This window comes from Dysgonomonas sp. BGC7 (genome assembly GCF_001261735.1).
Taxonomy (GTDB): Bacteria; Bacteroidota; Bacteroidia; order Bacteroidales; family Dysgonomonadaceae; genus Dysgonomonas.
Map to the genome: position 1 here is coordinate 51614 of NZ_CVRP01000006.1, position 12659 is coordinate 64272.

The window sequence follows — 12659 nt, forward strand, 5'->3', positions numbered from 1 at the left end:
TTTACACTATAAATTCATTCAATTCATCCCTATACACTCCCCATTGAGGCAAATGGGTGTTAAGTATTGAAATAAATCGATCATTGTGTTGTCGCTCAATTAAGTGAGCAAGCTCGTGAACAACAATGTATTCAATACAATGAGTTGGCTTTTTAGCTAGCTCAAGATTAAAGAGCAGTCTTTTTGTTCGAGTATTGCAACTTCCCCATCTTGTTTTCATCTGTTTTATCTCCCAATGCTTAGGAGATACATTCAATATTTGCGACCATTTCTCAACCAAAGGCAATAAAGTTTCCCTCAACTCTTTTCGATACCATTCTTTCAAGACTTCTGCTCGTTTAGCGACTGTTGCATCTTCTCTCACATAAAGGTTAATAAAAAACTTTCCACCTAATTCAACTCTAGGTATGTCTTTGTGATATATGACTTTTAAACGGTAGCGCTGTCCTTTGAAATAATGGTTTTCTCCAGATACATATTCCCTTGGAGTTTGTCTTTCTTGTTGAAGGACTTTTTCTTTTTGCTTACTTATCCAACTTAGCTTTGAAATGACATATAAGCGAACGGAATCGGGTTTCATCGTTTCCGGTGCGGAAATATGCACCCTTCCATTAGGAGGATAAACTGATAAGTGAATATTCTTAATTTTTTTATATTCGACTTCAATCGGAATGTTATTTACAACTATTCGCTCCATTAATATTCTCCTTGCCCTTTCGCTATGTTTAGAATATCAGTAACTCTCTCATCATCTTCTTGCAACTCCATAACCTTAGCGATAGCCCGCCTTACTTTTTTTGTTTTTGTCGGTGGAACCCCATCTTTCCATCCGTCCATTGCATTTGTAAGAATACTATTGTGTACAACTAATGCTAATTCTTCATCTTTGTCTAAATTATCATACAACGCTTTTTGCGCATCAGTCTTTATCTTTTCCGGATATGTGAATTGAGTTTTATTTTTATTGTTCTGAACAAGCTCAATTAGCTTTTTGATATGTTCCTTATAATCCGTCTTTCCTTGTTTAACTTCATCTATTAACTTTTGCAAAATATCTGATAATTTATCATAGTATGCGGGATTGTTTGGTCTTTCATAAATGAAAACCTTCCGCATGTTTGCCTGCAAAGTTTCTGCTATCGATTTCAGATTATTTCGAATTCCTTTAGGTAGTTTTCCAAAAGCATTCTCTCCTGCCATTGCGACTAAATCAAGAAATGAAGTATCATTAAACACCAATAATTCCTCACTATCATCGGCTCTGACATAAGCATCAATTAGCTGACGCATAGCAGGGTCGTACATCTTAAGGTCTATAGCATCGGCACTTTTAAGTTTAATCTCATCTTTCAGATCATTATAAAAATCAACCTGCTCTTTCATTTTAGATGCTTCTTCCTGAGTATATCCGGCAGCATAGATATCATTAGCAATGTCAATGTATTTTCTGACCAGATTACTCACTAGCTTATATAACTTATCACGTTTTTCTGCGTTGTCCTCTCTCTCTTGTGGTTGTAGTTCATAAGGAGTTGATTCGCTGTAAACGAAGTATTCAAAAAACTTTTCACGAGTTTGCGGGTAAACAACCTCGCACAATGTAACAACTGCCTGTAATGCATCTTCCAGTGCTTTTCGACCTTCTTGAAGGCGATCGGTAAGTAGTCCTTGTATGTCTTCTTGGTCGTACTCTTCAAATGCTTCGGTGGTATAATCTTTAATAGAAGAGGCTATTGAGTTGAATAAATCTTGATAATCTATAATATAACCATAATCTTTTTCTTCTCCATTCACTCTATTTACACGGCAAATAGCTTGAAACAGATTATGATTTACCATATTTTTATCAATATATAGATATGTTGCCGAAGGCGCATCAAATCCGGTCAATAACTTATCAACCACAATAAGGAGTTTCATTGAAGCCGGATTTTTTATGAATTCTTTTTTAGCCCATTCTTCATATTGTTCTGGCGTTTTACCATCCAACATTTTTTTGTAGATATCAAACTTGAATTCTTCTTCAGTTTTTCCTTCACCTACACATTCGCCTTTTATGTCGTTCAGTTCTGCACCATAACTGGTAACAACCGCACAATATCCTTTTAATGTTGTTTCCTGAAATACTTCCCAATAACGACAAGCTTGATAAATACTGTCGGCAACAAGCATAGCATTACCATAACCTCCTGCCAATGCTCGCTTAGTATCCATATCTTGACAGATATCAGCAACAATACGTTGTACTCGTTCCTTACTGCTAAATAGTTTTTCCATACGTGCCCAACGTTGTTTTAATATAGCCGAGGCAACATTAGAAAGACCTAATGTCCGTTTTTCAAACCATTCATCTATTTTGTTTTTATTACCAAGATATTGCTCCACATTTCGGGCTTCATAACGTAAGTCCAAAACAACTTTATCTTCTACCGCTTCATTAAATTTATAGGTATGGATATAGCTACCAAAGGTTTCTAACGAAGTCTTTTTCTCCGTTTTCAACAATGGAGTTCCTGTAAAACCGACCAACATAACATCATCGCCCATGATTTTTTTCATGGCTTCGTGCATGTAACCACCTTGAGTTCTGTGACACTCATCTACAAACACATATAAATTGCCTTTAGCTTTAAAATCGGCTGGTAGTGAATTTACAACTTCTTCCAAATATCTATCCAATGGTTTTCGACGTTTTCTACCATATAAGTCTTGTTCTTCATCGGCTGAACCCTTCCCAAATTTGTGAATAAGTGAACAAATAAGCCAAGGGTTGGCATTATTCAGCATACCAATTAGTTGATAACCACTCTTAGCTCTTTTTACTTCTTCTCCTGCATTTTTGAACGCATTTTCGATTTGTTTGTCTAACTCATCGCGGTCAGTTATGATTATTACACGTGCATCATCTATATTTTCATGAATCCAACGTGCAAGCCATACCATTGTTAAGCTTTTACCTGAACCTTGAGAATGCCAGATTATTCCACTCTCTTTACTTCTAGCACGGGGTTGTGCTGCTTTTACACCAAAGTATTGATTGGGACGACATGCCTTTTTTCGTCCTCCATCAAAAATAATGAAATCATGAATTAGCTCTAAGAAGCGATCTTTATCGAAGACCTGAAGAATACTTCTGTCCAATTCATTTTTTTCTTCAGGATTACTTTCTTTCCAACGAAGCCAGAATTTCTCGGGTGTATCAATTACTCCATAATATAATCCTTCTGTATCATTGCCTGAAAAAAGGAATTGCGTTGTGGTAAAAAAATGAGGAATAAAAGCATCTTTCTGATTGTCCAGATTTTGACGGATACCATTGTGGACTGAACTCGTGCAACGTTTTAATTCAATAACACCTAAAGCAATCCCATTGACATAAATAACCAAATCTGGGCGTTTCGTTGCTTTCTCTCTTCCTTTTATGGTTACTTCTTCTGCTATGTAGAAATCATTTTCGTGCGGATTGCTCCAATCTATCAAATGAACGTATTTCTTTTGCTCACCCACCTCCGGTAAGATATTTACTCCATAACGTAAAAGATTATAAACTCTCAAATTGGCTTGATACAAGCCGTTGCTCAAATCATTCGCGTCACGTTTAAGAATTATGATCGCTTTAGTTATTTCGGAATCGGAATATCCTTTCTTTTTTAGATATTTCTTCAACTGTTTTTCTTCGATATTACTATTTTCACGATCTTTCCAATCGCCCAGAACAGTATAACCTAAACGTTTCTCGAATAGTCCGATTAAACGTTTCTGTGTCCGAATTTCTTTTTCGCCAATGTGAGAATCCATAGGTCTTATATTTTAAATAGTCTTATACTCTCATTGATTGCTCTTTGAATATGTACATCTGAAAAATGCGGTTTATCTAATTTTCCTTTCCATTTAGGTATGGAAGAAAGATATGTTTTCACTATACTAACAGTCGCTTTTACTCCTTTTTCTTCCAAATCGTTTATTGCCATATCTACCGTTGCTAATGTTTCCAAATCCCACGGCTTGTATTGTCGAAACTGTTCAATCCATTTCTGGATATCCGTTCCATACCACTGAGTAAAATAATCAACGGCTTCTTGAATATTTTTTTGAGGAACAAAAGCATCATAACCCTTAGCATCTTTTATCAAATCGAAATATCCATTTTCTTTTCCTATTTTCTCAGGACCTCCATATCTTGACTTTGGGTTATAAGGTCCGGCTGCAAACTTTTTGTAATCCACAACTACGCAATCATGTTTTCTATGAATAAAATACGATAGTTTTGTATACATAAAGCGGGATAATGGTTCTGTTGTTGATCCAAATTTATCGATCAAAAAACTAACTATTACAGCCTCGTCAAATTGCTTACTATGTTTCTTCTTATTATCTGTCGAATAATTCTTAATTTCTACCTCTTGTGTTTCTGAACAAGAAGTAGTATTCATCAACCGTATTTGTCCGGTTAATAACTGCTGCATCATACCCGATTTTATTTGCAGATATTTATCTCGTTTCTTTTCTAACTGCTCAATTTCGTTATTCATATCTGTTAGAATTTGGGCAATAGCTGTTTGTTCTTCTTTTGTGGAAGGAAGTATCAGTTTAACTGTTCCTAATTTACTCCGTGCGATTCGAGTTCTTGTAGTTCCACCACATCTTTCAGCAATATCTTTAAACCATTTATCTGTATTTATAATATATGAAATAAAGTATTTATCGTAGAGGCTTTCTAATGGACGGAATATCGTCACATCTACCGACGTTATCATCTTTTCTTTAAGATCTGGAGCAATACAAGCTCTTCCTGCCGGTTCTGCAAGCCTACAAATTAGTATATCCCCACCAAATATTTCTTTACAATTTAATAGGTTAAATGAAGATTCTGAAATAAACCTTTTGTTATTATTTTCTTTAAAGTGCCCGACCCCAATATTTCCTGTTTGAATAAGCCTAACTCCAGAATCAACAATATAAGGACTTTCAATCCAATCCCCATCTATAAATCGGTTAGAATAGCTTCCTGCTATTTTTTCTAAGGTTATTTCTTCCCATTTATCAGCAAATCCTTGCAATCTCTTCTTTCCAGTAAGCAATTCCTGCATTGCACCTTGTTTGATATTCTTTTTCTTTTCAATCTGCTTATTTAAAGCACTTATCAAAGCATCAATATCGGAAAGGGCTTCTGATATGGCTTGTTGCTCTTTTAGTGGAGGAAGGAGTATTGCCATTTTAGTAATCATTTCTCTGCGTACAGAATCTACGGAAGATTTTGCAGTCATTTGCATTACCTGTCCATAAAAATAATTACTGAAATATAAATAGAAATAATATCCGTTCATATTATTCCTAAAATCACTTATTTTATATACTCTTTGATGAAAATCGAATTTCCCTTTTACATAATGAAAAACTTTACCTGTACCAACTCCATCTCCTGCAGTTAAAACAGCTTCTCCATCGTATGAGTAAGTATCAATTTTTTCTATTTCTTGAGATCTTACAAAGAAGGGATATTTCCCAAGAGGTTTATTATCTTGAGTATTTTTATTACCAGTTGTTACAGATGCCAAATTTCCAACAACATCTATCTCCCAATCTTCTGGAATTATCCCTATGTCAGTGTCCTTATATCCTTTTTTGAGTTTTTTCATAACTGGAATCCCATCTTCTCCAAATGTTTCATTACTTTCGCCTCCAACGATTCTACCTCCTTGTTTATTTCAGGTAGAGTTTGTTCATAGCGTTTTTCCAAACTTTGTAACTGGCTGTTTAATGACTGACTTACTTGTTGGATTTCAGAAGCTAATCTATTGCCAAAAGCTACTAACCATTTGTTTGTTACTAATTTTTTTATTTCTTCTTCGGAGAGAAAGGTGTATTTCTGCAACACTTGCTCCAACAAGTCAGAATTATCATCCTTCAACTGCTTTTTATAACCGGCAATAATATTCGAACGATTGATATATTCCTGTAATATCTTAGCTTCTTCACCCTCTGCCACTTTCAGCCTTTTCTGTATATTCCCTTTATTCAGTTTATTATCTACATAATTATTTGCATCTAAATAAGAGTCGGAATATTCTTCTACCAGCTCATTCAGGTTAGTTTCTGTTGCTAATAGCTTTTCTTCTAAAAAATCGATTTTCTCTTTTTCAGTCGAAAAATATTTATCTACAATACAATCAACAGGGAGTAAATCGCACGCAATATCCTTTATTGTTTTGGCTTCTTTTTCTTTTTTCGGCTTTTCCTCTGTCCCTTCTTTCTTTTTTTTCTCTGTTGGTTGAGGCACATAAGTTTGTACTTTCCAGCCATCAGATTCAATTAAATAAAGGTCGTCCTGAAGTGTTTCCGCACAATAATTCATAAGTTGGTCATATACATCATACTTATCAACCAACTTAGAATTGGCAAATTTTTCCAATACAGAATCTCCCATATTTTCAATCATTTGCTTGGGATTGAAAGAGTTTGGTCGCAATTCTTCAAATTGAGGCGACCAAATCTGACTCCATTCCGCATAACTTTGAAATAGCTCTCTATGTTGATTCTCGAAATCAGGATGATTGCTTATAGTTTCTTTTAAATTTTGTTTATCAGGGATAAATTGGAAAAATCCTTTTCTGTTGCCCTTCTTGAATAGGACTTGTTGTAAAGAAGGACATGCTTCCCAATAGCGATAAAACTGTTCTACATCGTGTTCCGGAATACCTCCTTTTAGATGAGCCTCAATGTTATGGATTACTTCATCGTCCTCTGCATCAATATAGCGAGGCAGGTTTAAATTATATTCATTCTTCTTTATCTCTTCGTTTTTCACAAATCGGGCATAATGAAGTACATCCTCAAAAGCATCCCATGTATCAACAATGCGCCGAATATCCTGTTCCCGTAAACGGTTTTTATTGCCATCTTTGATAAATCCATTTTTGGCATCTATCATAAATATGCCTTTACGGCTAGCCGCTTCTTCTTTGTCAATAATTATTATACAGGCGGGAATTCCTGTTCCGTAAAAGAGATTTGAAGGTAATCCAATAATCCCTTTTATATAGCCTCTTTTTATAAGATATTTTCTGATATCAGCCTCAGCATTACCTCTAAACAAAACACCATGCGGAAGAATACATGCTCCTTTTCCTTTATCTTTTAACGAACGAATGATATGAAGCATAAAGCCATAGTCGCCATTTTTTTCGGGAGGCACTCCTATCGTGTGTTCATTCCAACGTTCATATTTATCATTTGTCTTTGCACTCTTAAGCCATGATTTCTGTGAGAATGGAGGATTTGCCACGGCATAGGAGAACGTCGTTAAATTATCATCTTTTACAAATTGAGGATTGTTAAGCGTGTCGCCAGAACGAATATCATAAGTTTCATAACCGTGTAATATCATATTCATTTTAGCCAATCCTACGGTAGTTATATCATACTCCTGCCCGTAGAGAGCCGCTCCATTAGGGGCTTCGGATAGGGCCCGCAACAATAGCGATGCAGATCCGCATGTTGGATCATATATGGACACGTTGGGACGTGTTTCCCTATTTAATCCGATCACTTTTGCCATTACTCGGCTTACTTCTGCCGGAGTATAGAACTGTCCCTTACTTTTTCCGCTTTCAGTGGCAAAATGCTTCATCAGATATTCATAGGCATCGCCCATTAAATCGTCATCACTTGCTTGATTTTTCCCAAAATTTAATCCGGAAGATTGGAATATGCCAATTAAATTGCTAACTGTCTGAACTAAATCTTTCCCTTTTCCTAACTTGCTTTCATCACTAAAGTCAGCCTCTTTAAACATTCCGTCTAAATCGTTTGCTTCTTCCCAAGCTGCAAGCTTTATATTCATTTGCTCGCCAATATTCGTTTTCCCTTTTAGTTTGACCATATCATCAAAGGAACAACCTTCGGGAACTTCAATCAACGATTCTACATTATATTTTGCTTTGTCTGAAACGTACTTAACGAATAGCAAAGTCAATACATAATTTTTGTATTGACTCGCATCCATCCCTCCACGCAGTTCATCACAACTACGCCAAAGGGTACTATATAATTCTGATTTTTTAATTGCCATTTTCGTTTTCCTGATTGTCTTCTTCGATTAATAAATCTTTCACGCTTACTTGAAGTAGTTTTGCTATTTCATAAAGAGTCTCTAAACTCGGCTGCTTACGGTTACAAGCATAAGCATTCACCATTTTGAAACTTTTACCTAACTTCTCGGCGAGCCATGTCTGTTTGATTCCTTTTTCATTGAGAACCTCTTTAATTCGATTCATGGTTAAGAAATTTAATTTGTTCCCAAAGATAGGGAATTTTGCGGGATATTTATGAGAACTGTTCTGTGCTTGTAGTATAAGCACCAACCTAAAATATACCTTTGTGTACAGATAAATAAAGGATTACCCTAATTCCTATTATCAGAATAGGACGGGTTGAAATTATAAATCTGGAGAGAAATGAGAACAGATATTTTGTAAAAACAACTGTAACTCATTGAAATATTGAACACCTTCTGTTGTTTGCAAAAATGCAGCCCAACAGAGATCAAAAGCATTATTTCGATCAACAGCGACTGAACACTCCACCATTTTATTGAAAAGAGCATGAGGGTTTGTATTTTCTAAATGATATTTTAATGTTGAATTAGCATTGTTTATAAGGAATTTCTCTAAAAGGAATTTCTCTGGGGCTCTGTCTGAAAAAATAAAAAACAAAAGAGCATCTGTTGGATATAAGGGATTACTATTACTATCTTTTTTGTTCTTCATATCTCCATCTAAAACGCAAGCATAACCTGTCTTTATTTTTCTTGCATCATAAGTTCGCTTATCAACTATAAAATTAGTATGAGTTTTATCTGCAGACCCAGAAACTATTATATTAATAAATTCTCCAAAGTTTGATATGTTTTTTATGTTTTGAATTTCTACTATAGCTCTCTTTATTATGCTTTCAGAAATGTCATCTTCACAATATAAGTTTATGAGAGGATAAGAACGAGAATCCATTTTTGTAAATGCAGCATTTATGCTAATTTCTGATATTGATTTTAATATCCCATTACTTTGTCGTTCTATAAATATTCTTGATTTTCTATTGAAAGCACTAATTATCGTAGGTGAATGAGTAGATATTACAAATTGCTTATGTTCAGTTCTTGCAATGAAATATAAAATGTCAACTAGTCTTCTCTGTATTTTAGGGTGCAACCCAATTTCAATTTCATCAATTAATATTAAAGCATTTCTATCTGCTTCCACTACATCAATTAGTATTCTAGTCAAAACATCTTCACCAGAAGCAGAATTATAGCTAGAATATTCATTTGAATTTTTATAGCGAAATACATCTTTATCTGTAAATTGAACAATTTTATTAATTTCAAAGTTCTCTTCTAAAATATATGAAAGATAATCAAATACTTTTTGTTTGTTAGTGATAGAGATATCAGATAAGGGAGCCTGTTTTGCTAAGGTATATAGATGCTGTGCTGAATTTCTTATAGGAGAAATTCTATCTAAATCAATAAAAATGACTTGCCTGTCTTTTATTTGTGATTCTTTTTTTGCAATTCCATTCCATTTATTTGTAGCTGCTTTTCGCTGTCCTCTCTTCTTCTCAATTTTTGTTCCAATCCGATACTCAAGCCAGTATGACCAATCTGATAGTTGTTTATCATATTTAGTAAATCTCATGATGGATCCCCATGTAAACCTTTCTAATTTGCCATTCGATGGATTTCTTTTATCAAAACGAAAATGGCTACAGGCAATTGCGATTAGAATTGTAGATTTACCAATCCGATTACTTCCTGTTAATATAGAGATAGGGTGAATAAAGTCTATTTTTAGATCTAATATATGTCTAAATGGCCTTAATTCTATACTTTTTAAATATTTCGGAAAATTACTTACTTCTTCTATATTTAGAGTATCAATATATTGTCTGTCCGAATTTGGATTAATTGAAGCCATTTTCTTTGTTTTTTTGCAAATATAGTAAATACCAATATAATACTAACTATTAGATGTTTTTATTAGATAGAAAGCAGAGTAATGATGCCCTCTATTTATAAACTTTGCCCTCTTCGCTTTTTCTTTTCATAGGAGTTTGTTATTCTTCCTCTTTATTAACATCAGGAGTGAGTAAACCGAAAACAGAAGATAATTCTAAATCTGGCACATTAATGTTGGGTTGTTTATTATCCAATTGTTGCAATGTTGGTATGTCCGGCTGTATCGCTGTCCCAATGTTTGGCTGATTAGCTGGCTGTATCTGTCGGAAACACTCAATCCCCAACACATATTTTTTCTTTTTTTAATTGATAGACTTTTCATTCATGCAGGGAATAGATAAGACAATACTTTTTAGAAATTTACTCTTTTTGTGAAGCAAAATGGAAGAAATTTCTAAAAACCGATTGCGGCTTGGTTTTGGTGTTCTATTACCGGAATGTACCTTTGTAAATCAAATAAATAAAGAATTATACTATCTTCTATCTTGAAAATATGATAGGAGATTCTTTACCGATATTGCATAGCTAGAGCCGTCTATTGAGTAGAAACCTAATTTTTCGGCAAAGCTTCGACTTTTCTCGTTGGTCGATTCTATTCCGATATGCTTGTAAACATATTTTAAGGCTGTTTCTGACAGAAAACGAACGAAATTAGAGCCGTGCCCTGCACGCTCTTTATTGAAGCTGATTCGGGCGATAATAAGGCAATCGGGCGGGAACAGGCTTTCTATCCTGCGGATGCGCAAATATAAATCTACTCGGCTGTTTCTGCGGGTGCTAATGATATTATCAGGCGTAAGACTGGCAAGGGATAGGCGATATTTGAAGCGTTTCATCAGGTAGACATCTATCTCTTTTTGGATTTCTTCGTATTCACTCATATTGTTGATTTTTACAGTTTATCTTCTTTGTCCTCGCTTGGGCTGCTTCTTTTTCATCGAGAGTTGCGGTTCTTCCTCTTTGGAAATATCAGGTGTAAATATCCCTAATACAGAAGATATTCCTAAATCCGTCTGACTAGGAAAATGTGTCTGTTCTTGCTTGTTCTCCTGCTTATCTGCCGATATGCCTATCTGCACATCTGTATTTGTGCCGACTTGTGTGTCTGTATTCATTCTTCTTTCATAGGATATTCGTTTCTCCTGCATATTGAGTTGTTCGGAGATACTACCGTTTTTCATGGTGTTGTAATACTCAAAGGATTCGGTTAGTTGCCTGTCGTAGTTAAACAACCTATCAAATCCTTGCTCTGCTTGTTGGAACAGGTTCTTCCTGTCGAAACCGCCTGTTATTACTCCTTTCTTCGTGTTCTTGTGATTGGTTAATGGAGACAACTTGATTTTATTCGATTGATCTTTCCGACTGACAATCAAATGACAATGCATATTACCTTCTTTATTTTCCGATCTATCTCTATCGAAATGTACCTTTCCGTAGAATTTAATATTCTCTGCTGATAAACCTTTATTAAAGTTCTTGGCATATTCAGGAATAAATACTTCCCGAACATATCTTCTCATCGCTTCGGCTTGTTCCTGTTCTGTACTTCCCATTACTTGCAATTCCTTTGCAGATGGACTAACATGGATAGCATAGAATTTGGCATCGGTCTTTAAAAGTTGAGCTTTGTTGTTATCAATATCTTTGACAACTTGAGATTTATAAAGGTCTTCTGCTGTCAGATTAAAAAAGCCTTCGGTATAAATTCCTTTCTCCATTCTTTCTAAATCTTCATGCTCTAAATAGTCGGCTAAACGTCTACTACTGCCAGCATTGTTGTACGTTCCGCTTGATGGTGGTGGAAAATCTATATTCATATCATTGGCTATTTATCAAGTTTACAATTTCTGTTTTCAGAGTCTCTTTTTTCTTACCTTCCATCACTCCACAAGTAGCCAATTCGCTATAAAGAGCAATTAACTTTAGCATTTTCTTGTTGCCTCCTTGTTGCACTTGAGCCACAGACGAAATTTGTTTACTTTGATGATTTATTGCATTTGCATGCTCTGTCAATTTATCACTAAGTAGCTTTAGCAAATTACTCTGCCCTTCCTGATTGGCTTTAAGATGGGAAAGGATAACATCTTCCATCGATTTAGCAATGTTCTCAAATCTAGTTGCAATAGAATTGCTTGTGCGTATCATCGGATTGAGTTGTTCTTCCTCATAGTGACGAATAAAACGAATGATATCATCTTGCCGTTTATTAATCTTTTTCAACTCTGCTTTTGTTGATTCGAGAGCTTCGCTTGGATTGATATTTGCTTTATCCAAATACAGAAAAGCAAGCTTTGTAATTTCTCCTTTTTTCAGTGAATAACGTTTACAGAGTTTTTCTATAATTCTATCGGTTTCTTTGTCTATAGCTATTGTTGTAAATATGATATTTCGGTTTTGTTTGGTCATAGTTATAACTATTTTATAGTTATTCATATAGCTAACTTGCTTAAACAGGATCGTCTATCAATTCCAGTTATAGCAAGTGTTATAACAGTGCTTTTTGATAAAGCACTAAAGCCGAAGGCTTTGCCCCGAAGGGCAAGAGGAGAACAGGACGATAGTCCAGTTCCCTCTTGCTTTGGTTTAGCTAAACAATCCGAAGCGGTTGAGCGAGGGTGTTTCTGCTAAATGCGGAGCCTTTAGG

General features: G+C 35.1%; 10 protein-coding genes. All 10 read right to left on the reverse strand.

Annotation, left to right across the window (positions count from 1 at the left end):
• Position 1: 1 nt before the first annotated feature.
• The gene (locus tag BGC7_RS03980) at positions 2 to 697 is read right to left on the reverse strand and encodes a M48 family metallopeptidase (RefSeq protein WP_050700274.1); all 696 of its coding nucleotides are present in this window, start codon (positions 695 to 697) and stop codon (positions 2 to 4) included.
• Complete coding sequence (locus BGC7_RS03985; protein ID WP_050700275.1) at positions 697 to 3798, reverse strand: type I restriction endonuclease subunit R; 3102 nt, start codon at positions 3796 to 3798, stop codon at positions 697 to 699. Before BGC7_RS03985 ends, BGC7_RS03980 begins: the two co-directional genes overlap by 1 nt.
• Positions 3799 to 3803: 5 nt before the next feature.
• Positions 3804 to 5639 carry a restriction endonuclease subunit S gene (locus BGC7_RS03990; protein WP_050700276.1) on the reverse strand — a complete coding sequence of 612 codons (1836 nt, stop codon included), beginning with the start codon at positions 5637 to 5639 and terminating at the stop codon, positions 3804 to 3806.
• A complete protein-coding gene (locus BGC7_RS03995) occupies positions 5636 to 8071 on the reverse strand; it encodes a type I restriction-modification system subunit M (RefSeq protein WP_050700277.1) in 2436 nt (811 codons plus the stop codon). Before BGC7_RS03995 ends, BGC7_RS03990 begins: the two co-directional genes overlap by 4 nt.
• A complete protein-coding gene (locus BGC7_RS04000) occupies positions 8061 to 8276 on the reverse strand; it encodes a helix-turn-helix transcriptional regulator (RefSeq protein WP_050700492.1) in 216 nt (71 codons plus the stop codon). The genes BGC7_RS03995 and BGC7_RS04000 overlap by 11 nt, the downstream gene beginning before the upstream one ends.
• Positions 8277 to 8438: 162 nt before the next feature.
• Positions 8439 to 9974, reverse strand: coding sequence for an AAA family ATPase (locus BGC7_RS04005; protein WP_050700278.1), 1536 nt, complete (start codon positions 9972 to 9974; stop codon positions 8439 to 8441).
• 139 nt (positions 9975 to 10113) lie between these two features.
• Entirely contained in the window at positions 10114 to 10302 is a 189-nt protein-coding gene (locus BGC7_RS17770) for a hypothetical protein (RefSeq protein ID WP_185112944.1), read from the reverse strand.
• Between the two features lie 186 nt (positions 10303 to 10488).
• The gene (locus BGC7_RS04010; RefSeq protein WP_050700279.1) at positions 10489 to 10896 is read right to left on the reverse strand and encodes a hypothetical protein; all 408 of its coding nucleotides are present in this window, start codon (positions 10894 to 10896) and stop codon (positions 10489 to 10491) included.
• Between the two features lie 18 nt (positions 10897 to 10914).
• Positions 10915 to 11832, reverse strand: a complete 918-nt coding sequence (locus BGC7_RS04015; RefSeq protein ID WP_050700280.1) for a DUF5712 family protein — start codon at positions 11830 to 11832, stop codon at positions 10915 to 10917.
• 1 nt (position 11833) lies between these two features.
• The gene (locus tag BGC7_RS04020; protein WP_050700281.1) at positions 11834 to 12421 is read right to left on the reverse strand and encodes a BfmA/BtgA family mobilization protein; all 588 of its coding nucleotides are present in this window, start codon (positions 12419 to 12421) and stop codon (positions 11834 to 11836) included.
• Positions 12422 to 12659: the final 238 nt, after the last annotated feature.

What these genes read in the sequence shown, in the direction of transcription:
- BGC7_RS03995 (WP_050700277.1), bottom strand. Translation starts at nt 8,071, where the DNA reads ATGGCAATTAAAAAATCAGAATTATATAGTACCCTTTGGCGTAGTTGT.
- BGC7_RS03980 (WP_050700274.1), bottom strand. Translation starts at nt 697, where the DNA reads ATGGAGCGAATAGTTGTAAATAACATTCCGATTGAAGTCGAATATAAA.
- BGC7_RS04015 (WP_050700280.1), bottom strand. Translation starts at nt 11,832, where the DNA reads ATGAATATAGATTTTCCACCACCATCAAGCGGAACGTACAACAATGCT.
- BGC7_RS03985 (WP_050700275.1), bottom strand. Translation starts at nt 3,798, where the DNA reads ATGGATTCTCACATTGGCGAAAAAGAAATTCGGACACAGAAACGTTTA.
- BGC7_RS04000 (WP_050700492.1), bottom strand. Translation starts at nt 8,276, where the DNA reads ATGAATCGAATTAAAGAGGTTCTCAATGAAAAAGGAATCAAACAGACA.
- BGC7_RS04005 (WP_050700278.1), bottom strand. Translation starts at nt 9,974, where the DNA reads ATGGCTTCAATTAATCCAAATTCGGACAGACAATATATTGATACTCTA.
- BGC7_RS03990 (WP_050700276.1), bottom strand. Translation starts at nt 5,639, where the DNA reads ATGAAAAAACTCAAAAAAGGATATAAGGACACTGACATAGGGATAATT.
- BGC7_RS04010 (WP_050700279.1), bottom strand. Translation starts at nt 10,896, where the DNA reads ATGAGTGAATACGAAGAAATCCAAAAAGAGATAGATGTCTACCTGATG.
- BGC7_RS04020 (WP_050700281.1), bottom strand. Translation starts at nt 12,421, where the DNA reads ATGACCAAACAAAACCGAAATATCATATTTACAACAATAGCTATAGAC.